This window comes from Winogradskyella sediminis (assembly GCF_003387355.1).
Taxonomy (GTDB): Bacteria; Bacteroidota; Bacteroidia; order Flavobacteriales; family Flavobacteriaceae; genus Winogradskyella; species Winogradskyella sediminis.
The window spans coordinates 404,682-427,203 of sequence record NZ_QUNH01000001.1 but is presented as its reverse complement, the minus strand read 5'-3'; the positions used below and the strand labels follow the sequence as shown (position 1 = coordinate 427,203).

Genomic DNA, 22,522 nt, shown 5'->3' with positions numbered 1-22,522 from the left:
TTTTAATTAAAATCTCTCGACTGCGCTCGAGGAGACATAAATAACTACGCGTCTCTCAAAGGTTTGTAAAAGGGCTGTTTAAAAAATAGAACTTTTTTAAACAGCCTTACAACTTTTATAAATCATTCATCTTTTTGTTAGATAATCCCATACCTTTTGCCAGGTTGAATAGATTACTTAACATGGTTTGTTCACTTTTATCATCAGATTTGTCTTGTAGATTGCTCAATAAATTAGCAATGGTTAAGTTTTTAATATCCTCTGAACTAATACCATATTTGTCTGCAAAGGATTTTACTTTATCGAGTAGGTTTCCTTTTACATCATCGCTACTTAGTATAGCATCTTTTACTTCGCTTACAGTTTCTGAGTGCTGTACCAAACGATCATAACCCTTGGCTTTAGTTATTTGTCCTATAATTTGCTCAAAGAACATAGTCTCACCACCAACAATATCAATTTTAGCAGCTCTTAAGGCTTCACCAATTACTTGAGCTTGTGCATCAGCGATTTCTTTCTGAATATTGATTTTAGCCAAGTCAACTTGTAATTCTTTATCAAGTTTAAGTTTGAATTCTTCGTGTTCTTTACCAACACCATCTAACTTCTTCATAGCTTCCGCTTTTTCTTCAATTCCTGAAGCATCTGCCATCGCTTTTTCTTTAATAACTTCAGCTTCTGCCAACCCTTCTAAACGTTTAGCTTCCGCTTTAGCAGAAATTCCACTCGCTTCCGCTTCTGCCTTCTTCTGAATGATTAAAGCATCAACAACACCTTGTCTTTCGCTAGCTTCCGCTTTTGCATGCATTACTTGTGCTTCAGACATACCAATTGTAGCTTCTTCTTTTGCTTTTGCTTCCGCAAGTGTTTTACGAGCTTCCGCTTCTTTTTCACTCGCTTCTTTTTGCGCTTGTGCTTCTATGTTTAATTCCTCAGCTTTTTGTTTTGCAGCTTCTTTCTGTGCTTCAGCAGATTTAATCGTTTTTATTAAGTCTTCTTGTGCAGCCGCTTCAGCGTTAGTTATTGCCACTTGTTTTGCTCTATCAGCAGTTTTGAAAGCTTCGATATCTTTCATGTTTTCCTGCTCTTCAACCACACCTTTTTCTAGCGTAACACGGTCTCTAATAACATCTTGAATGTTCTTTTTCTCAACTTCTACAACCTTCTCTTTTTCAATTTGAGCCAAGGTTACAATACGCTCTTTTTCGGTTCTTTCTAATAAACGATCTTTCTCTACACGTTCTATTTCAACTGCTTCTGTACGCTGCTTATTCTTTTCAGCTACGACGATTTGTCGTTGCATATTTTCTTCGGCAACTTTTACTTTTTCTTCAGTTGCAATACGAGCCGTTTCAGATTTTAAACGCTCTTCTTCAGCTACTTTTAATGTTGAGGCTTCTTCACGGGCTTTTATGTTAGCAATTTCGCGTTTTTGTTGTTCTTCTTTTTCAGCTAATTGCTTATCCAATTCTAATATAGCTTCTTGCGCTTCTACATCTTGTTTGCGGATGATTTTTTCTTCATCACGCTTTATTAAATTGGCTTTAATATTTTGCTCAGCTGTAAGATCAGTAATCTTCTTAATACCTTCTGCATCTAAGATGTTATCTGGTTTTAAGAATGAAACTGCTGTTTGCTCTAAATAATCGATAGCGCAGTCTTCTAGTGTGTAACCGTTAAGATCTGTACCAATAATATCCACGATTTCGTCTCTAAATTCGCGACGCGCTTCATATAACTGGATGAATTCAAACTTCTTACCAACTGTTTTTAAGGCTTCAGAGAATTTTGCTTCAAAAAGATCTTCTAAAGTTTCTATGCGAGAGGCACGATCTACACCTATAGTTTGTGCTACTTTCTTAATGTACTCAACTTCATTATTTACACGAACGAAAAAGGCAACTTTAATATCTGCACGCATATTGTCTTTACAGATAAGACCTTCTGTGCCCAAACGTTCTATTTGAATTTTCTTTACTGAGACATCCATAATCTCCACACGATGAAATACAGGAACCACGTACAAGCCTTTGTCTGTGGCTACTTTTGTGCCGCCAAAACCTGTTCTGACAAGTGCTTGTCCTTGTGGTACTTTTTTGTAAAACATCGCAATGATTGCGAAATACACAATGATTAGGAATAAAATTATTCCCAGTCCGGTTAAAATAAGAGGTAAGATTCCTTCCATGGTTTTTATTTGGTTTTTAAATGTTAATTAAGGTTCGGTTTTGCAACGAAATAGTAGTTTTTGTCTTCGGATTGTTTAATTATTAGTGCTTTTTCATGAAATTTAAGTTCTGACGTGTCTAAAGATTTTACATAAATCGTCATAACGTTTCCATCGACTATAACTTCGGCATTGCCCATTTTTTCTCCTGAAATAGTAGATAGAAGTTTTGCTTCTAAACCTATGAAGTCAATTGCTTTGTCACCATCTTTATTTAAATTTTTAAAGAAGGATTTAAATGGTACTGTTACGATTTTTGTAAGAAACAATGATGGTAGTATTGCCAGTAAAACAATAGCATATCCAAAGCTGGTATTATAATTATTGGTTAGCGTTGTTGTGATGACAGATATGAGCCACCAGTTAAAAATCCAGAAGGTAAAGGTGAACATAAATGGTAAGCCAACAAAGTTGAAATAGATTAACACAACCTGCCACCACTTTAAATTTCGAGTTCTTTTATTTACAACGTGCTGACGGTCTACCTCTACATTGCTAACATCTTGAAAATCTATGTTGCCACTTTCCAGACCGCTTTCTACTTCCATATCCACATCTGCATCAATGTCAACATCGACATCTAAGTCGAAATCAATACCACTAAACATGGTAACGACCCAATATAAAATCAGGAGGATTAACAAAATGCTGAGCGTAATGTTAACATGTGAGAATACGATGTCTAAATACTGTTCCAATGGTTTGTGGTTTTAAAGTGAGCTCATTTTGAGCGCGTGTTGTAAAATAACTGATTAATTACTGTTTTTTATGCCTAATTGTTCTTTTAATTTTTTTAGTTCTTCGTTAGCTTTAGATACGCTATCATCTAGTGTGAAATCTATAGCGTCGTCTAAGTTTATATAATTATCTGGTTGCGCTTTTATGTCTTGAAATTCTTGTGTTTTTTCTTTTAAAAACTTCAATCTGTTATAAATACTTTGTGCATCTAGATGTATCATTTGTTTGTTTATGTTTTGTTCGGCTTCAATTATTTTAATTTCAGCCTTTAAAGTATCAAGCTCTTTTTCCCAGTCTGAAATGTTTGATTCAATCACAGCTACATTTCCTTTTAACAGTTCAACTTTATAGTCTAATTTATCGCGTTTTGCTGTTGTAGCTTTCATTTTTGCTAATAATGCTTCTTTTTTTATCAAAGCTTCTCTGGCTAAGCGATCTCCTTCATAAACATCAATTTGGTTAAGCTGTACTTTTTTTAAAATAGCAACAGCTTCATTTTCGCTTTTTTTTGCTTTAGCGGCATATTCGTCATTGTCATTTTTTACACGAATTGCGAGCGCTTTCACTTTATTTAAATGTTCCGTAGCATGAGAAAGTTCTTCTTTTAAGTGATTCAGTTGTTCTTTAATGGCGTCTTCAAGCTCATACTGATTATCTATCATAGTATTAGCTTTAGCCTGAAAAAAATTGAATAGCTTTCTAAAGATGTTCATAGCGTTAAATCTAGTACTTTTAATTGAAATACCTTACAATAAATTCTAAACTAAAGGATACATTTTTAAAAGATTAAAGCCTTGATAAGAATGTAATGGTTGAATTTTATCGCTATTCCGGATGTAGCGATAAGCTTACATATAATATGTAGCACTTATTTGAGTTTTGTTACAGTAGCAACAAAAAAATCCTGTCGGTTAGGACAGGATTTATAGTGTGATATGTTGTTTTTTATCTATTTAAACGTATATCGCATACCAAATAAGACATTACTCGGTGGCATTGGCGTAAAACCTGATTCGATATAATCGGCATCAAAAATGTTGCTTGCCGTTACTGATAATTCTACTTGTTTTAATTGTAACATAATTGACGCATCCCAAACGTTATAGGTTTGTCCTGTGGTGCGTTCGGCATATTTGTAAATGATACTTTGACTCAGGTTTTTAAGTAATTGTGTGCTTAATCTTGTGGTGTAATGATGTTTTAAGGTGTTTAAGGCGTAGCGCGATAACTCTTCGTTTTGCTCTAAAATATCATCTTCTAAATAAGAGTAACCGAAGGCAAAGGTTTGATTGAAGTTATTGATTTTAAATTTATAGGCCACATCTACTTCTAAGCCTTTGGTATTGACTTCTGCAATGTTAGTGGCTGTAAAGATTTCTTCGATGGTGTTTGGCCTTACATAATCAATCAAGTTTTGGGCATCACGATTAAACACAGATAGGCTTGCTCTAAATTTTAGGTCGTTGTATTTAATTCCGATTTCTTGAGCAAAGGCTTCTTCGGGTTCTAAGTCAGCGTTACCGTTGGTTCTTGGGTCCGTATAATACAAATCGGTATAGGTTGGTATGCGGTAGGTGAACCCAATGTTTCCATAAGCTTTAAGATTGTTGGTGATATCGAATCCTATATCAACACCAGGAAAGGCATTGAATTTAAAATCTGAAAAATAAGTCATCGCCACACCAGGAGTAATGTCTAAACGGTTGTTTGCCAGTTGAAAACGGTGCTCTAAGAATGCCGTTGCCATAAAGCGGTTATGTTGGCCTAAGTTATTGCTTCGTAAATAGGTTTGGGATAGATCGATGCCAAAGCCTGTAATTCCAATAGTAGAAGTGTAAGAAGCGTTGGCTTCGGCACCAATTTTATTTGAGATATGTATATTTCTGAAAAATTCTGGTTCAAAACGTTTTAGAAGAAAGATGTCTTGATTGCGTTTCCAGTAAATGCGTGGCTGGATTTTTAGGTTGTTAGATTTGAAGGTCGTGGTGAAAGCTACCAAACTGTTTTGTGTTTCTTCGTATTCGTTGAAAGTAGGGTTGGTGGTATAAAAATTTTCAGCACCAAATTTTCGTTCAGAAAAGGTGGTAATCATTTCAATAGCTTGCTTGTTTTTATTAAAGACGCTTTTGAGAAAGAGATTCGTATTGTCATAATCGGTATTATTTCGGTAGCCTTCTGAGGTCATTTTACCGATATGAATAAGGTGTGACGAGTTTTCTAATTTAGAACCAGCAGTTATCGAACCGTTAAGTTGACCAAAGGATCCGGTTTCAAGATTTGCAGAAACCGAATTGTCTACATTAGATTTTGTAACGATATTAATAGCGCCTGTAAAGGCATTTTGACCAAAGACACGTGCTGCAGGTCCTTTAATAACTTCGATACGCTTTATAATTTCTAATGGTAAAGCAGCATTTAAGGTATGGTGACCCGTTTGTGCGTCGTCCATTTTAATACCATCTATTAATAACAGTGTTTGGTCGAAACCACCACCTCTTATAAATAAATCGGCCTGACTTCCTCCGGTGCCACGACGTCTAACATCTACACCTGCGATTTGTTGTAATACCTCTGAAACGGTTACGGCAGCGCTACGTTTAATGGCCTCTGAGGACATGATATTGATGGTTCTAGAATTTTCTTTGAAAGGTAAATCGATACGCGTAGAGCTGATGATAACCTCTTTTAAAGAATCTGTCTTTATAATAGGCTGTTCGGTTTGAGCTGTAAGTTGGTTAGTAGCTACTAAAATGAAGCTAATAAGTAGGGTTATACGTGTCATTGTTATATAATTTGTAAAACTTTGTTTGGTATGATTTTATTTTGAGATGACAAAAGTCGTAACTTTCCGGACGATTAAACTAGTCCAGTTTTAAAAGAATGAATAGTCCGGTTAGTCAATTACTAAAACAACTCATTACTTTCGATAAAAGTCTTGTGCAGCCAGTGTATGTTCAAGTAGCACAACAGATTGTAAATGCGATACAGCGTGGCTATCTGGAAGAAGGTAGTAAATTACCAGGTACACGTGTGTTTAGTGAGTTGCTCGCTATTCATCGTAATACTGCAGTTGCAATTTATGAAGAGTTAGCCTCACAAGGTTGGGTAGATATTGTGGCCAATAAGGGGACTTTTGTTTTGATGCCTCAAGAATCTACAGCAAAAATTAAAGCGAAGACGGAGCATTTACAACAAGCTTACATGTATCCTAACGTGGCAGGTTTCCCGTTTCAAAAATCGTTTCACTTGGCTTCAACCAACCAAAAGACAATAGCTAAATACGCTATAAATGATGGTAAACCCGATTTACGTTTGCATCCTGTACATCAATTTTCGAGATGGTATAGTGCCGCTATGAAACGTAAAACGTTGCTTCATAAATGGAATAGAACCACCACATTAACTCCTTCGGTGTTTAGTACGCAATTGTGTAATTATTTGAATGCTTCACGCGGGTTTCATATTACTCCGAAGCATCTTATAAATACACGGAGTACGGAAATGAGTCTGTATGTGGTTTCTCAATTGCTCATTAAACAAGGTGATTTGGTATTGGTTGGGGAGTTGAGTAATTATGCTTCTAACATGATTTTTCATGAAGCGGGAGCGACCATTAGAACCATTCCGGTAGATCAAGAAGGTTTAGATATTAGTTATATTAGAACTCATTTTCTAAAAGGAAGTATACGCTGTGTGTATGTGTGTGCTCATAGAGATTACCCAACAACGGTGATGTTGAGCGCTAAACGCAGAGTGCAATTAATGCAACTGGCTAAACGTTATGGCTTTGCTATTATTGAAGATGATTACGATTACGATTTTCAATTTGAAGGCTCTGCCATGCTACCCATGGCCAGTGCAGATGCAGATGGTATGGTCATTTATTTGGGTAAGTTAGGGCAGTCGTTGTTTCCTAGTTTTCATACTGGTTTTGTGGTGGCACCAGAGAATTTTATTGCTGAAGCCAAAAACTATTTGCAATTGTTAGATCAGCAAGGAGATTTAATACAAGAGCAGATGTTGTCTGAGCTTATTTCTGAAGGAGAAATCTACCGACTAAAGAAAAAACACATTATAACCTATAAACAGCGACGTGATTATTTGTGTATGTTTCTTAACCACTATTTTAAAGGCATTATTACTTGGGAAATTCCTTTAGGAGGATTGGCGTTATGGCTGCAATTTGTAAATACCATATCCTTAGTAAAACTGGCTGAAGAAGCTGAAAAGCTCGATTTGTTTTTACCAAAAACGATTTTATATCAAGATAAAACGACTTGTGCCATGCGTTTTGGTTTTGGTCATTTAAATGAAGATGAATCGCACATTGTCATTAAAACGCTGAGACAAGCTTATGATAATGTGCTTAAGTTGTTGTAGGGAATTCCGTTTTACAGTCTTCGCATTTGTATTGGTAGCGTGTACTAAAAGGTAAGGTAAAGAACAGGAGACCAATAAGAAAAGACATCAAGGATTTAAAATTAGTAATGGTGGAGTACATTTTAATATGTTCACCTTTGCAATTGGGGCAAACCATAGGATGTCCTTCATTATCTACAGAATAAATCTTGATTGATTTTAGAATGGCTCTAGCTTGTTCTCCGTCTTTAGCCAGTACTTTAAGTTTTACACCACCAATGGCCTGACTTACTAAAGGGTCGGTGTCAATGGTAATATTGTCTTTTAGAAATACTTGAATACCATCAGACTCCAATCGGCCTTTTATGATTTCGGCTTCTGTAGAATATTGAAATTTAGCTATAGTAATGAAGGTGTTTTGCATGTTGTAAATATAACTAGACCTTTCAGGCTTTCAAAACCTGACAGGCTTGAGTGGAGTTAATTAATCACACCTGAAGCTATTTTAGCTTTCCATTCTTCTTTATTCACCCATTTAAAATTATTGGGTTCTGTAGCATCTAATAAATCGATATTTAATTGTTCTGAAAGTTCAAAACCAATGAGGAATGCTTCTTTGTAGTTATCTTCTTCGTATAATTCAAAATGTTTATTGTTATCGTACCAAAGGTTGACTTCAAAAACATAATTACCATCTACAGTAGGTTGATGAAATACGGAAACATATTGATAGTTTTTAATGGTTTGCCATGAGCCTATTTTTACAGGGCCAATATGGTATGTGGGTCTAAACCTAGAGTTTTCGATGTCAATATGAATACTTTTTGTTAGGGTAAATCCTATCCCAAAAGACACGGATATAATACAGGGTTCAAGTCTGTGTAAAAATAATATGAATCCTTTTTCTGAAAGTTGTATATTGTATAGAGCAAATAATAGTATAAAGGTCGCCATTGTAAAGAATAGGGCTGCAATGGGCATTTGCCAAATAGGTCTAGGACTTTCTGAAATAATAGTGTTAGACTTCATGTTTCAAATATAAGAAAAAGACCTGCTAGGTTTTTAAAACCTTCTAAGCCTACTATTGAAATCATATTTTTAATAATAAATTATTGTTTATCGATAATTTTCATATATTTGTTATCGTAAAACGATAATTATTTAAAATGCGAAAATTAATAATTTTAAAAAGCTTAATCGATTTTGTGTGGATAGTAACCTGTATTCCTGGAATTTTGATATGCTTATTTTTAGCCGTTTATATGTTTGTAGCGCCTGAGTCTCTAAACCTGTTTCTTGATGCAGACGATTCTATTATTGAAACTTCAGTATTATCTGTTCAGTTGTTTGGCTTGGTCTTTATTGTTTTGGGGTTTGTGACTATTTATTGTGTGTATTTATTTAGAAAAACCTTACGTTATTTTCAGAGGGTAAAGCCTTTTCACGCTGATGTTATAACAAATTTTTATAAGATTGGTTATTTGCTAACAGGTGTTGGGATTATTGCTTCAGTATTAATTTTTTTAGGCCAATTGGTTTTTACAAGTCAATTAAAAATAAATCTTGGGTTAAGTCCATACCTTATGCTCATCTGTTTGGGCTTATTTTTTATGGTATTAAGTGAGGTGTTTAAGGTGGCGAAAAAGGCAAAGGAAGAAAATGAATTAACGGTTTAATTATGAAAAAAATAAGGTACTCTATAATATTGTTGTTTTTAGCGCTTGTTGTTTCAATTGTTGGTAATTTGACGATTTCAACATTGGCATTATTTTTTGATACTTATATTTTGCATTTGCGACAAGGTCAACCTTCTCTAGCAACACAAGGTATATTTGTAGCTAAAGCCTTGGCTTTGCTAATTTTTGTGTATGGTGTATTCACGCTAATTTCAAACTTAAAAATATTTGCAACAGGTGATTTTTTTAATTCGAAATTAGTAACTACATATCATAAAGCAGGATCTCTATTTTTAGCCTCTGGAATAATTGGCATTGTGATTTCGCTTATTTCCATATTTTTTATGATGAACTATGGTGATATTCATAACCAGATTTATCTTAATATAGACTCAAAAGGCTTATATATTCTACTTATGATTTTAGGATTATTCTTTAGACTTTTTTCTACTGTTCTTAAGAAAGGAAATATAATTCAACAAGAAAACGATTTAACTATATAACCATGCCCATAATAGTCAACTTAGACATCATATTAGCCAAACGTGGCATGAAGAGTAACGAACTTGCAGAACAGGTTGGGATCACAACCGCAAACCTTTCTATTTTAAAAACAAGAAAAGCAAAAGCCATTCGGTTTTCTACTTTAGAAGCGATTTGTAAGGCTTTAGAGTGTCAGCCTAGTGACATTCTAGAATACGTAGAAGATTAAAGGTTTTAAAAATTAGTATCTTGGGTGTCTAAAAAATTGAATAGATGCGAAGCCTAATTTTATTACTGTCTTTTTTATGTTTAGTGAATTGCAAAGACGACAAAACTTCTGAAACAGAATTAACAACTACAGGAAGTTCAAGTTATACCATTTCGTTTGAAAATGCAGCACATCATGAAGCTGAAATCACTGCCACTTTTAAAGGTTTAAAATCCGGTGAAGCTGAATTTAGAATGTCTAGAAGCTCACCAGGACGCTATGCTATTCACGAATTTGCTAAGAATGTTTATAACGTAAAGGTTACAGATACTAAAGGCAATGTTTTAGAAACAACACGCCCCGATCCGTATTCTTGGATTGTGAATAATCACGATGGCACTATCATAGTCAATTACACCTTATATGCCAATCATGGAGATGGAACCTACGCACAAGTTGATGAAACGCACGCGCATCTTAATATGCCAGCAACCTTTATGTATGCTCCGAGTTTGGAGAATGACACCTTCAATATTGAATTTAAACCTCGTGAAGATCTAAACTGGAAAATTGCAACGCAGTTAAAGCTCGTAGAAGGCAACAGGTATTCCGCTGAAAACCTACAGTATTTTATGGATAGTCCAACGGAAATTAGCGACCATATGGTACGTTCGTTTGAGGTTGATGGTCAAAAAATCAATTTTGCATTGCACCATAATGGCACCGCAGCGGAATTTGATGATTATTTTGAAAAGGTTAAAAAAACAATCTTACAACAAAAAGCAGTTTTTGGCGAATTACCAACTTTCGATTACGGAGAATACACATTTTTAGGCTGTTATATTCCTAATGCCACAGGAGATGGTATGGAACACCGGAATTCTACTATCGTCACCAGCACACGAAGTTTAGCTGATGGAGCCGATCGTAATATTGGTACTGTTAGTCATGAGTTTTTTCATTGCTGGAATGTAGAACGTATACGACCAGAAAGTTTAGAGCCTTTTAATTTTGAAGCCGCTAACATGAGTGGCGAGCTTTGGTTTGCTGAAGGATTTACCAGTTATTATGACGATTTAACCTTAACCAGAGCCGGACTTATCACACAGGAAGATTATATAAAAGGGCTTACAGGAACTTTTAATTACGTGTGGAATTCTCCAGGACGACAGTTTTTTAATCCTATTGAGATGAGCTACCAAGCTCCGTTTGTAGATGCGGCACGTTCGGTGGATGATATCAATCGCGATAATACTTTTATTTCCTATTACTCGTATGGAAGTATGTTGGGTTTGGCTTTAGATTTATCGCTTAGAACGCAAAACTTGAATCTAGATGATTATATGACATTAGTCTGGAACACCTACGGAAAAACGGAAACCTATTATACCATTGCAGATTTACAGCAAACGTTAAAGGATTATGCTGGTGCTGAATTTGGTGACGATTTTTTCAATAATTACATCTATAAAAGCGGCATGCCCGATTTTGAAACCTTATTTAAAACGGTTGGTGTTCAGTTACAACAAAACACAGCGCAGCCTGCTTTTGGATTGCGTTTGAACAATCAAGTGATTACAAGTAATACATTAGTCGGTTCTGGAGCTTATACCGCAGGACTCGAAAAAGGAGATAAATTACTTGAAATTGATGGTGTTGCACTCAATGGAACCTCAGACTTAAATAAAATTTTAGGAACCGTAAAACCGCATCAAACCGTTGATGTGGTTTACGAGCGCTTCGGAAAGCAACATACTGTAAAACTCACTTTAGATGCTGATATGTCTTATACTATTTCAAGTTTTGATGAATTATCTGAAGGAGAGAAAGCAAATCGTGAGGCTTGGTTAGGAAGCAAGTAGAATTTTGAAGAACTTATGTGTCTTAAGGTTTCTAATAGCCTAAGGGTTCTTGTTTTGTATGACGAACACGAAGTATTCTAATTTCCGATTTGGTTATTTGATAGGCTATACGGTAACTATAAATTTCAAAAGCTCTAAAGGTGCCATCGTTATTTTTGCGATACTTGTCTAAAGGATAAATTTCAGGATTGTATTTTAAATTATCTGTTGCAGAAAAGATTGTGTTTCTTACGTTTTCAGCAGATTGTAAGGAATCTTTTTTTATATAATCGAAAGCTTCTTTTAGTTGTAGTAGTGCTAATTTCCGCCAAACAATTTTTACCATTGATCAGCTATTTTCTTAGCCTCGTTTTGGGTATGAAATTCCCCTTTTTCGATATCTTCAATTGCTTTATCAATCTCTTTATTATAGTCTTCTAGAGTAATTCTTTCTGAATTTTGTAATCCGTTTTTTAGGACGTATTCTAATTTATCTAAAAGTGTTTCATTGACTTCAGATAGCTGTTGTATAAACTTGTATTTTCTTGCTTCTAAATCCATCTTTTTAATTCTCTTATGTTATAAAGATACAATTTCTCTTTCATATTTTTTGTTTTTCGAATTTTTGTCACCTGAGAGGTTGTAATTTCTAGCGACGTCGATTAGCCAATAAAGGAGGGGGTTCTCCATTAAAAGGATTAAAACGGCTAATGGTTTTAGCTTCTAATCCGGCAGCACTCATAACAACTCTATCTCCATAACGTTCGCGCATTTTGTCCATAGCATTGCTGAGGTTAAGGTGTTTTTCATTGTCTTCAAACAGGTTTACTTGATGGCCTCCTTCTACTAAATGACTAAATTTCACACCAATTAACCGTACTAAAAGTCGGCGATGGTATAGTTTTTTGAATAAATCTAAGACTACAGGAATAAGCATATGGTCCATAGCACTATATGGAATGCGTTGTTGTTGTGTGTAGGTCTGAAAATCTGAATACCGAATTTTAAACGTCACACAAGCCGTTAGTTTATGACCACGACGGAGTTGGTAGGCTAAGTTTTCTGCCATAGCAACAATCATCCCTTTTAATTTGGCAACATCTGTGGTGTCTTGATTAAACGTTCGTTCTGTAGAAATGGATTTACGTTCTTGGTATTGCACTACTGGCGAATTGTCTATGCCATTGGCTTTTTTCCAAATAACAAGGCCATTTTTACCCAATACTTTATGCATGAGTTCCATGGGCATTTCTTGTATGGTATGAATGCGTTTGACTCCCAAATCGCACAAGGCTTTGTAAGTGACATTACCCACCATTGGAATCTTTTTAATCGACAGTGGTGCTAGAAATGGTTTTTCGTCACCAGAGAGAATACGGATTTCGTTATTGGGTTTGGCTTCACCAGTCGCAATTTTAGACACCGTTTTATTAAGCGATAAGCCAAAGGAAATAGGTAAACCTGTTTCTCTAATAATTTTCTGACGTAATTCTGAAGCTAGTTTGTGACAACCAAAAAACTTATCCATTCCGGTGAGATCCATATAAAATTCATCGATTGATGTTTTTTCATAAAGCGGCACACTTTCTTTAATCACATCGGTAACGTCATTTGAAAATTTAGTGTAAATCCCAGAGTTGCCTCTAAGCACAATGGCTTCTGGGCACAATTGTTTGGCCATACGCATTGGCATGGCAGAATGCACACCAAAGGAGCGCGCTTCGTAACTGCAAGACGCCACCACACCTCTGTCGCTTGTGCCACCAATGAGAATCGGTTTTCCATTGAGACTACTATCCATGTGTCTTTCGCAGGACACAAAAAAGGTGTCTAAATCCATATGTACGATGCTGCGGTTGTTGCTCATGTTTGATTTTGGGTTTTATGCGAGGTTTTTAAAACCTTGTAGGTATTTAAGAGATGATTTTTTTGACAAGGTCAAAAAAAGACCTTGCAGGATTTGTTGTTTTTATAATTAATGTCAGTTCGCGTGGCAATTTTTGTAGCCAAAGCGGAAAAAATTGTTGTATCGAGAACCTTATGATTAATGAAAGCTTCTCGATACAAATTTGCTCGTACCTCACAAATTCACTCAAAGTGACGTCATGTTATTCTTTAAAATGTTTTTAGTTATACCTACAAGGTTTTAGAAACCTTGCAGGATAAAATGCTTCTCGATACAATTTACTCATGCTTCGCAAATCACTTGAAGTGACGATTTATTGTTTTTAAAATTCTTTAACTGATGGCTCTTTTCAAATCTGTAAAACTTCGTTTATTTTGAAACGTAGGATTCAAAGATTTTACCGAGTAACGCGGATCTTCAATAATGGCCAAGCGTTCCATTTTTGAAACTTCAATCGTAACACAATCAAATTCTACCATGACTTTGCCTATGATGCTATAAATCCCTTTGCCTCTAAATGGATACTTGGAGACAATAGGAGGGAAGTGAACGGTGTCTATAAAATCACCATCACGATCTAAGAACGTGCCAAAATGCATCATTTTCCCATTCGATGTTTTGGTATTTTTGGTGGTAATCAAGTAACCTTCAATGCTAATGAGTTTGTTTTCTAGTTGTGTTAAGTGTTTAGCACGTAAATTACTAATCGAAGGCTTTTCTAATAAATAAAATGGATTACAAATGGGAAATCCTAATAATTCAATGGAATCGAAAGCATTTTCTAAGTCTGTACTTGGTAATTCTGGTGTATTATAGTTAATCCGTTGGGTTTTAAATAATGTCATCACCTCGTCTTGTACTACCGTTTTACTAATTTTTAAATGCGCTTCCCAAAGCAATTCGCGTTTGTTAATTGTTGTAAACCGAAAGGCATTGATTTTAATTAAAATGGAAATCTGTTCAATGGAAATTGGCACACGTTCTATAAAATCATCTAGTGATTGAAAGTGGCCATTTTTTTCACGTTCATTCAGTATGCGATTGATGGTTTTAGATTCTAAAGATTGTAAAAACATAAAGCCTAAATAAATGGTTTTCTCTTTTATAATCGCTTGATGAAAGGAGTGATTAATACAAGGAGCTTCAATGATGCCGTTGTGCATTCGGGCTTCGTGAACATAGAGTTCTGTGCTATAAAATCCACCAAAATTATTAATAGTTGCGGTCATGTATTCTAAAGGGTAGTAAGCTTTTAAAAATAAGCTTTGATAACTTTCAACAGCATAAGAAGCTGAATGCCCTTTAGCAAAGGCATAGCCAGCAAAACTTTCAATTTGTCGCCAAATATCCGTCACTAAAGCTTCGGGTTTGCCATCGTTTATACAATTGTCAAAGAATTTTTGTTTCACTTTATCAAACTCGTCTCGCGACCTAAATTTTCCAGACATACCACGACGCAACATATCTGATTCGCCTAAATCTAAACCACCAAAAAGGTGTGCGACTTTAATGACATCTTCTTGATAGACCATAATACCGTAGGTTTCGGGCATGATTTTCTGCAAAATAGGATGGGCTTCTTTTCGTTTTTCGGGATAACGATAACGCAAAATATATTCGCGCATCATGCCACTTTTAGCCACGCCAGGTCTAATGATAGAACTTGCCGCGACTAAGCCCAAATAATTATCGACTTGCAACTTTTTTAAGAGCATGCGCATGGCTGGTGATTCTACATAAAAACAACCAATCGCTTTGGCATGTCGTAATAAATCCTTTATCCGTTCGTCTTTTTTAAACCCTTTTATATCATGAATATCAATAGGCGGTTGATCGCTGTAATTTTCGTCAATAATTTCTACCGCTTCTTTTATTTTTCCTAAACCACGCTGACTCAGAATATCGAATTTATATAAGCCAATATCTTCAGCAACGACCATATCAAATTGTGTGGTGGCAAACCCCTTTGGAGGCATAAATGTGGCACAATAGCAATGAATGGGTTGTTCTGAAATTAAAATACCTCCAGCATGAATGCCTAAATAATTAGGGAAACCTTGAATGTACTGAGCATATTTAATAACTAATTGCGAGAGTTTATCGAGTTGATTAATGTTATATTTTCCTCGGGTTAGTTTATCCATTTCCGCTTTTGGTAAGCCAAAAACCTTTCCTAATTCGCGTACCGAAGCTTTAAATTTAAAAGTATTATAAACCGCAATAAGCGCTGTATGTTTAAAGGTTTTGAAAATGTAATTGGTAATATCATCTCTGTCTCGCCAAGAAAAATCGAGATCGAAATCTGGTGGATTCTGGCGAAATAAATTAATAAAACGCTCAAAATATAAGTCGAGCTCAATAGGGTCAACATCAGTAATTCGCAATAAATAAGCAATAATACTATTGGCACCACTGCCACGACCAACGTAGTAATAGTCTTTATTGCGCGCGTATTCTAAGATTTTCCAGTTGATAAGAAAATAAGACACAAAGTTTTGTTGTTTTATAATGTTAAGTTCCTTTTCAATGCGGTCATACACTTTTTGTTCTACGTTAGTTCCATAACGATACGGAATGCCATCGTAAGTCAATTGTTTTAAGAGTTTATAATCTGAAGTTTCATTTTCAGTGAGGCATTTTTGGTTTTTGGGTGTGGTATTTTCAAAATCAAACGTGGTGGTACAATCTTCTAAAAGCTTCTCAGTATTACTGATGAGGTTGGGGAATTCTGAGTAGGTTTCGCACAGGTCGTTATAAGGAAGCATTCTGTCGTGTTCGTTGCCTTCTTCGGACTTTGGAAGTTTGCTTAACAAGGTGTTATTTGCAATAGCACGTAATAAACGGTGTGTGTTAAATCCTTTTTTATTTTGAAAGGACACTGTTTTTAAGACCACGAGTTTATGTTTGAATTGATTCCATTTTGAAAATTTAAGTCGATTAAGGTCTTGAGGTGTAATGCCTAAAAACTCATTAGGTTTTAATTCGAAATCTATGTCGTTTTGATATGGATAAATCACGAAACAATCGTCTAAATTTTCATCTGGTCGTTCGGGAATTTGCAAATCATGATTATGTAGAAATTTAGACAGATATGCATTGATGTTTTTAAAGCCTTCATTGTTTTTAGCAATAAGAATAAATTGCTGTTGCACACCATTTCTAAAATCGACTCCTAGCACTGGTTTTATTTTATATTTTTTTGATAAACGCATCACATCTAAACATGCAGATGTACTATTAATGTCCGTTAAGGCAAGGGTTTGAACACCGTTTTCGGATGCAATAGCAAGGAGTTGTTCTGGTTTTATGGTTCCATAACGAAGGCTGTAATACGTGTGACAATTTAAATACATAGTGAAAAAACGTTGGTTTTTTGATAATAGACCGCTTTGCTTTTAGAATCAAGAACAAAGACTAAGTTTTAATTAACTGATAAAGAGACACCTATAGGTTGATAAAACTATATGGGCTCTATCCTTGATTATTTTTAAAAGCTAGACTGTAAAATTAGCTACTATATGTAGTTTGTATTGCTTATATTTGTAGTAATTAATGTTAAATAAAATAAGATTCCCACTTTCTTGGGAAATAAATATGAAACCAATTCAGACCAACATAAAGCATTTACGCGCTCTAAAGAAAATGTCTCAAGAGCGTTTTGCAGACGAACTTAACTGGACACGCTCAGTTGTGGGATCCTATGAAGAAGGCCGTTCTGAGCCACCAATAGACCGTTTAGTCGATTTGTCTAATTACTTTAGTATACCTATTGATATTTTGGTAAAAAACGATTTGCGCAAAGCCAATGACACCTCATTTATCGAAGTAGGGAATAAGCGGGTATTATTTCCTGTCACTGTAAATGAAGATAACGAAGATTTAATTGAAATTATACCAGCAAAGGCCTCTGCAGGATATTTATCTGGTTATGATGATCCGGAATATATAGAGCAACTTCAAAAAATTAAATTACCATTTTTACCAACAGGCACACACAGAGCATTTCCTATTAAAGGAGATTCTATGTTGCCCGTAAAAGATGGATCGTTTATAGTAGCAAAGTTTGTGGACGATATTACAGATGTTAAAAGCGGACGTACATACATAGTACTAACCAAAGATGATGGTTTGGTGTATAAACGGGTTTATATTCCCGAAGACGATACTTTAAATTTATTATTAAGTTCAGATAATAAGTCTTATCAACCGTATTTGGTAGCACGTGAAAATATTTTAGAACTATGGGAATTTACCTGTTGTATCAACACTCAAGAGTATGATGAAAAGGAATTAAAATTGAGTAGTATTATGATGTTGTTTCAAGAATTGAAAGTGGAATTAGAAGCGGTAAAACGATTATAAGATCTTATGAAAGACAGTATAAAATGGGGTATTATTGGCTGTGGTGATGTTACAGAAGTTAAAAGTGGTCCGGCATATTCTTTAGTGGATGGATTTGAGTTGGTGGCTGTAATGCGTAGAAACTTAGAATTGGCTAAAGATTATGCTAAACGGCATAAGGTGAAAAAATATTATAATAATGCTGATGCATTAATACAAGGTAATGAAGTTGATGCTATTTATATTGCTACGCCTCCAGATAGCCATCATATGTATGCTTTAAAAGTAGCTAAAGCTGGTAAGATTTGCTGTATCGAAAAGCCGATGGCACCAAGCTATAATGCGTGTCTTGAAATATATACTGCTTTTAAAAATAAAAACTTACCATTGTTTGTAGCGTATTACCGTAGATCTTTGCCTCGTTTTAATAAAGTGAAAACATTGTTAGAGACCGCATCTATTGGTACCGTGCGATATATAACTTGGGAACTGTCTAGAACACCAAGCCCTATAGATAGGTCTAAGGATTACAATTGGCGTACGGATGCTAAGATTGCTCCCGCAGGATATTTTGATGATTTAGCAAGTCATGGCTTAGATTTATTTACCTATCTACTGGGTGATATAAAAACAGCTCATGGTGTGGGTTTAAATCAGCAACACTTATATACAGCCAAAGATGCAATTTCGGGAAGTTGGTTGCATGATTCTGGTGTTATTGGTTCTGCTTGTTGGAATTTTGGGTCTTACAAGCGGGTAGATGAGGTAAAGATTGTGGGAAGTGAAGGAGCGCTTAATTTCTCTGTTTTTGGTGAAGATCCAATTGTATTAACGACTAAAACAAAGACAAAAAGCTATATGATAGATCATCCTAAACCTATACAAATATACCATGTAGAACACATGAAAAAACAACTAGAGGGTGATGCTATGCATCCTTCGACGGGTAAGAGTGGTTTGCATACAGCTTGGGTTATGGATAAAATTTTAGGGCATATATAAAACAAAAAACGCGAAGTTTATACTTCGCGTTTTTAATATGATAATTAAAATGATTAATCTGCTAAAATAATTAGCTTGTTATCTTTCATTTCAAGTGTTCCAGAATTAATAGCTAACCAAACTCCTTTATCTGATTTAGTGAATTTACTTTCCACTTCATCTTCTAGTTGAATATTGTTTCCAGCCACTTTAACATTTCCTTCTTTAAGTATAGAAACGATAGGTGCGTGATTAGTTAACATTTCAAATTCACCATTTACTCCAGGAACAGTTACAGAAGTAACTTCTCCGCTAAATAATGTGGCTTCTGGTGATACTATTTCTAAATACATATTCTTTTAGTTGTTTGTTATTAGTATATAATTGTTGGAAAAATTACTGACCATCAACTACAAACTATTAACTCATTTATGCTTCTGCTAACATTTTTTCTCCTGCTTCAATAGCTTCTTCGATAGAACCTTTAAGGTTAAATGCCGCTTCTGGTAAGTGATCTAATTCACCATCCATAATTTGGTTAAAACCTTTAATCGTTTCTTTAATATCTACTAATACACCAGGTATACCTGTAAATTGCTCAGCAACGTGGAAAGGTTGCGATAAGAAACGTTGTACACGTCTTGCTCTACCTACAGCCATTTTATCTTCTTCAGATAATTCCTCCATACCTAAGATGGCAATAATATCTTGTAATTCTTTGTAGCGTTGTAATAACTCTTTTACACGTTGTGCGCAAGCGTAGTGCTCATCACCTAAAATATCAGCCGTTAAAATTCGCGACGTAGAATCTAATGGATCTACCGCAGGATAAATACCTAACTCTGCAATTTTACGAGATAATACTGTAGTGGCATCTAAGTGAGCAAAGGTTGTTGCTGGAGCCGGATCCGTTAAATCATCCGCAGGTACGTAAACCGCTTGTACAGATGTAATAGATCCTCTTTTTGTTGACGTAATACGTTCTTGCATCGCCCCCATTTCGGTTGCTAATGTTGGTTGGTAACCTACCGCAGAAGGCATACGACCTAATAATGCAGATACCTCAGAACCAGCTTGTGTAAAACGGAAGATATTATCTACGAAAAATAATACATCTTTTCCTTGGCCTTCACCAGCACCATCACGGAAATATTCTGCTATAGTTAATCCTGAAAGTGCTACACGAGCACGAGCTCCAGGAGGCTCATTCATTTGTCCGAATACGAAAGTCGCTTTAGAATCTTTCATTCCAGATTTATCAACTTTAGATAAATCCCATCCTCCTTCTTCCATAGAATGCATAAAGTCATCACCATATTTAATAATACCAGACTCTAACATTTCACGAAGTAAATCGTTTCCTTCACGTGTTCTTTCACCAACACCAGCAAATACAGAAAGTCCACCGTGACCTTTTGCAATATTGTTAATCAACTCTTGGATTAATACTGTTTTACCTACACCGGCACCACCAAATAAACCAATTTTACCACCTTTTGCATATGGCTCAATTAAATCGATAACCTTAATACCAGTATATAAAACTTCGGTAGATGTTGATAAATCTTCAAATTTAGGTGCTTGTCTGTGAATTGGTAAACCAGCATCTCCAGCCTTAGGTAAATCTCCTAGTCCATCAATAGCATCTCCAATCACATTGAAAAGACGTCCGTAAACATCTTCACCAATTGGCATTTGGATAGGAGCACCAGTTGCAACAACTTCTGTCCCTCTACTTAAACCATCTGATGAATCCATAGCAATTGTACGTACGGTATCTTCACCAATGTGAGATTGTACTTCTAATACTAATTTAGAACCATCTTGGTTGTTAATTTCTAACGAATCATAAATCTTAGGAAGCTCTGCGCCAGCAGCGAATTCTACATCGATAACTGGGCCTACGATTTGTGCAACTTTACCTGTAACTTTTGACATTACTTATATGTTTTTGTTTTGCAATAGTTTAAATATGAAAAACAGCTTTCTCAATTAAGTTGAGTACCTGTGTTTTTCGCGCTGCAAAGATAAGGGTTTTAATTTTAATATTATATGAAAATTTGTCGCTTTTTTAAGCACAAAAAACGCCCTCAATATGAGAGCGCATTTTTTAATCTAAAATATGTTTTTTACGGTAATTGAGGCGGGTAATTTGTTGGATAATTACCAATATCTAGTAAATTACCTGAAGCTTCAAAATTAGAACCATAGGTTTCATCAATTTCTTTCATGAATTCATTTGCTAATAGCGCATAACCTCTTGCTGTTGGATGAACACCATCTAAAGAAAAGGCTCCTCCAGTGACTAAACTAGAAGTTAATATAAAGTTGCCATCAGAATAACCACCATTATCTAATTGTTGCATTAAGGAGTTAGCATCAACAAAAGCGAAACCTGCAGAAGTTGCTGCCGCTTCTAATGTTTCATTAAAGCTGTCAGTTGCAATTTGTAACTCATCTTGCTCAGTTGGTATTAACACCCACTTGTCTTCTAAAGGTAGTGACACACCTTCTACAGAGAACTGACCAGCCAAGGCCTGAGGAAGTCCTTGGTCCATTAAAGCGGCCACGGATTCCATATTAACTGTTCCTATTATACTACTACTTGGTAACACCAATAAATCATTGGCATTAGCTTGTCTTGTTTGTCCATAAGTTGCCCCTAAAAGGTTAGCTACTAATGGTGCTGCTTCAGCAGGTAATCCGAATTGCGCTATAAATCCAGGGAAAGTAGGACTAGCATTTAATGCGGCAATTATAGTTCCTGAAATGTTATCTAAACTTTCATCTTTTATTACTACTGCACTGGCCTCCGTTTCTGAGAACACTATGGCTCTATTAGGATCAACAGCATTAAAAATTGGATTTAAAGCACCAAAAATAGAGTTTAATAAAGGTATTTGTGGACCAAAATCTGGATTTGTAGGATCTAGTGGGTTGTAAGGAACTGTTGTAAAATGTGGAATAGTGGTAACATAAGGTATATTAGCCATAACGCCTTGTACATTTGCTGCCTGTAAGGCTCCAACAATCGCATTGATAGAACCTTCAAAAGTTGCTTGAGGTGTAATTGCAGCCACTGTTTGATCTCCACCAGATGTTGCATAACCTAAAACATCATTATTGCCAATCCATAAAGATACAAACGTTGGTTGTTGTGCCAAAGCATCTCCTAAAATCGTGGCGTTTGGTGCAGATGCCATACGTACATAATACGGGTTTGCAGTAGGAGGATCCGTCAATAAATTGGCAGGATTACCATAACCATCATATAACAAGTGAAAACTTGCAGCACCAGGCACTCCCATATTGTTTTGAGAACCTAATGAAGGTGCAAATGCTTCTGTTGATGACATACCAGGCAAACTTGCAGGCCCTGAACCATCAAAGTATAATCTGGGACCGAAACTACCGTCTTCGTTTTGGTTACCTCCAAATAATAAACCACCAATATTGTCGTCCATTAAAGGTTGTGTAAATGTACCACCACCTGCTAAAGCAAATTTTTGTGCCAACATATTTGGCATAGAATTTTCTTGACTTGCTATAAACAAAGCATTATCCGTGAAACCAGCCGTTAATGAATTACCAATAGCTACATAATTAGAAAAATCTGCCGTACCAGGAGTTAGGTCTGGATATACAACCTCTTCTGTTGGGTTGTCTAATTGATCTTCAAAATCTTCTTCGTCATTACAAGCTGTAAAACCAACAAGGACAGCTGTTAATAATATATATTTAATGTTTTTCATTTTACTGTTT

General features: G+C 35.5%; 20 protein-coding genes. 7 read left to right on the top strand and 13 right to left on the bottom strand.

Features of this window, described 5'->3' with window-relative positions; translation table 11 throughout:
* Positions 1-115: 115 nt before the first annotated feature.
* From C8N41_RS01825 to C8N41_RS01810, 4 genes are all read right to left on the bottom strand, one after another.
* Complete coding sequence (locus C8N41_RS01825) at positions 116-2,188, bottom strand: flotillin family protein (RefSeq protein ID WP_115838005.1); 2,073 nt, start codon at positions 2,186-2,188, stop codon at positions 116-118.
* A 23-nt stretch (positions 2,189-2,211) separates the two neighbouring features.
* Complete coding sequence (locus C8N41_RS01820; protein WP_115838004.1) at positions 2,212-2,925, bottom strand: hypothetical protein; 714 nt, start codon at positions 2,923-2,925, stop codon at positions 2,212-2,214.
* A 54-nt stretch (positions 2,926-2,979) separates the two neighbouring features.
* Positions 2,980-3,678 (bottom strand): PspA/IM30 family protein, encoded by a 699-nt coding sequence (locus C8N41_RS01815; protein WP_115838003.1) that lies wholly within the window; start codon positions 3,676-3,678, stop codon positions 2,980-2,982.
* A gap of 236 nt (positions 3,679-3,914) precedes the next feature.
* Positions 3,915-5,747, bottom strand: coding sequence for a TonB-dependent receptor plug domain-containing protein (locus tag C8N41_RS01810; protein ID WP_115838002.1), 1,833 nt, complete (start codon positions 5,745-5,747; stop codon positions 3,915-3,917).
* A 98-nt stretch (positions 5,748-5,845) separates the two neighbouring features.
* Between C8N41_RS01810 and C8N41_RS01805 the strand changes: the two genes are divergently transcribed.
* Positions 5,846-7,345 carry an aminotransferase-like domain-containing protein gene (locus C8N41_RS01805; RefSeq protein WP_115838001.1) on the top strand — a complete coding sequence of 500 codons (1,500 nt, stop codon included), beginning with the start codon at positions 5,846-5,848 and terminating at the stop codon, positions 7,343-7,345.
* On the opposite strand, the gene C8N41_RS01800 is transcribed toward C8N41_RS01805, so the two are convergent.
* Together C8N41_RS01800 and C8N41_RS01795 are read right to left on the bottom strand one after the other, a co-directional pair.
* A complete protein-coding gene (locus tag C8N41_RS01800; protein ID WP_115838000.1) occupies positions 7,332-7,748 on the bottom strand; it encodes a putative signal transducing protein in 417 nt (138 codons plus the stop codon). The genes C8N41_RS01805 and C8N41_RS01800 overlap by 14 nt on opposite strands.
* A 56-nt stretch (positions 7,749-7,804) precedes the next feature.
* Positions 7,805-8,353 (bottom strand): hypothetical protein, encoded by a 549-nt coding sequence (locus tag C8N41_RS01795; RefSeq protein WP_115837999.1) that lies wholly within the window; start codon positions 8,351-8,353, stop codon positions 7,805-7,807.
* Between the two features lie 137 nt (positions 8,354-8,490).
* On the opposite strand from C8N41_RS01795, the gene C8N41_RS01790 reads away from it, so the two are divergent.
* The 4 genes from C8N41_RS01790 to C8N41_RS01775 are packed head-to-tail and all read left to right on the top strand — an operon-like array spanning position 8,491 to position 11,553.
* A complete protein-coding gene (locus C8N41_RS01790) occupies positions 8,491-9,000 on the top strand; it encodes a DUF2975 domain-containing protein (RefSeq protein ID WP_092446317.1) in 510 nt (169 codons plus the stop codon).
* 2 nt (positions 9,001-9,002) lie between these two features.
* Complete coding sequence (locus C8N41_RS01785; protein ID WP_115837998.1) at positions 9,003-9,503, top strand: DUF2975 domain-containing protein; 501 nt, start codon at positions 9,003-9,005, stop codon at positions 9,501-9,503.
* A 2-nt stretch (positions 9,504-9,505) separates the two neighbouring features.
* The gene (locus C8N41_RS01780; protein ID WP_115837997.1) at positions 9,506-9,712 is read left to right on the top strand and encodes a helix-turn-helix domain-containing protein; all 207 of its coding nucleotides are present in this window, start codon (positions 9,506-9,508) and stop codon (positions 9,710-9,712) included.
* Positions 9,713-9,756: 44 nt separating this feature from the next.
* Positions 9,757-11,553 (top strand): M61 family metallopeptidase, encoded by a 1,797-nt coding sequence (locus C8N41_RS01775; protein ID WP_115837996.1) that lies wholly within the window; start codon positions 9,757-9,759, stop codon positions 11,551-11,553.
* Positions 11,554-11,584: 31 nt separating this feature from the next.
* Here C8N41_RS01775 and C8N41_RS01770 read toward each other — a convergent pair whose 3' ends face one another.
* From C8N41_RS01770 to C8N41_RS01755, 4 genes are all read right to left on the bottom strand, one after another.
* Positions 11,585-11,878 (bottom strand): type II toxin-antitoxin system RelE/ParE family toxin, encoded by a 294-nt coding sequence (locus tag C8N41_RS01770; RefSeq protein WP_115837995.1) that lies wholly within the window; start codon positions 11,876-11,878, stop codon positions 11,585-11,587.
* Positions 11,872-12,093 (bottom strand): hypothetical protein, encoded by a 222-nt coding sequence (locus C8N41_RS01765; RefSeq protein ID WP_115837994.1) that lies wholly within the window; start codon positions 12,091-12,093, stop codon positions 11,872-11,874. Before C8N41_RS01765 ends, C8N41_RS01770 begins: the two co-directional genes overlap by 7 nt.
* Before the next feature lie 88 nt (positions 12,094-12,181).
* Positions 12,182-13,399, bottom strand: a complete 1,218-nt coding sequence (gene dinB, locus C8N41_RS01760) for a DNA polymerase IV (protein ID WP_115837993.1) — start codon at positions 13,397-13,399, stop codon at positions 12,182-12,184.
* Positions 13,400-13,770: 371 nt separating this feature from the next.
* Positions 13,771-16,791 carry a DNA polymerase III subunit alpha gene (locus C8N41_RS01755; protein WP_115837992.1) on the bottom strand — a complete coding sequence of 1,007 codons (3,021 nt, stop codon included), beginning with the start codon at positions 16,789-16,791 and terminating at the stop codon, positions 13,771-13,773.
* A gap of 241 nt (positions 16,792-17,032) precedes the next feature.
* Between C8N41_RS01755 and C8N41_RS01750 the strand changes: the two genes are divergently transcribed.
* Both C8N41_RS01750 and C8N41_RS01745 read left to right on the top strand, forming a co-directional pair.
* Complete coding sequence (locus C8N41_RS01750) at positions 17,033-17,800, top strand: XRE family transcriptional regulator (protein ID WP_115838764.1); 768 nt, start codon at positions 17,033-17,035, stop codon at positions 17,798-17,800.
* Between the two features lie 6 nt (positions 17,801-17,806).
* Complete coding sequence (locus C8N41_RS01745; RefSeq protein WP_115837991.1) at positions 17,807-18,781, top strand: Gfo/Idh/MocA family protein; 975 nt, start codon at positions 17,807-17,809, stop codon at positions 18,779-18,781.
* Positions 18,782-18,834: 53 nt separating this feature from the next.
* On the opposite strand, the gene C8N41_RS01740 is transcribed toward C8N41_RS01745, so the two are convergent.
* From C8N41_RS01740 to C8N41_RS01730, 3 genes are all read right to left on the bottom strand, one after another.
* Entirely contained in the window at positions 18,835-19,113 is a 279-nt protein-coding gene (locus tag C8N41_RS01740) for a F0F1 ATP synthase subunit epsilon (RefSeq protein ID WP_092446331.1), read from the bottom strand.
* 76 nt (positions 19,114-19,189) lie between these two features.
* Positions 19,190-20,698 (bottom strand): F0F1 ATP synthase subunit beta, encoded by a 1,509-nt coding sequence (gene atpD / locus C8N41_RS01735; protein WP_115837990.1) that lies wholly within the window; start codon positions 20,696-20,698, stop codon positions 19,190-19,192.
* Positions 20,699-20,889: 191 nt separating this feature from the next.
* Positions 20,890-22,512 carry an SGNH/GDSL hydrolase family protein gene (locus tag C8N41_RS01730; protein WP_115837989.1) on the bottom strand — a complete coding sequence of 541 codons (1,623 nt, stop codon included), beginning with the start codon at positions 22,510-22,512 and terminating at the stop codon, positions 20,890-20,892.
* Positions 22,513-22,522: the final 10 nt, after the last annotated feature.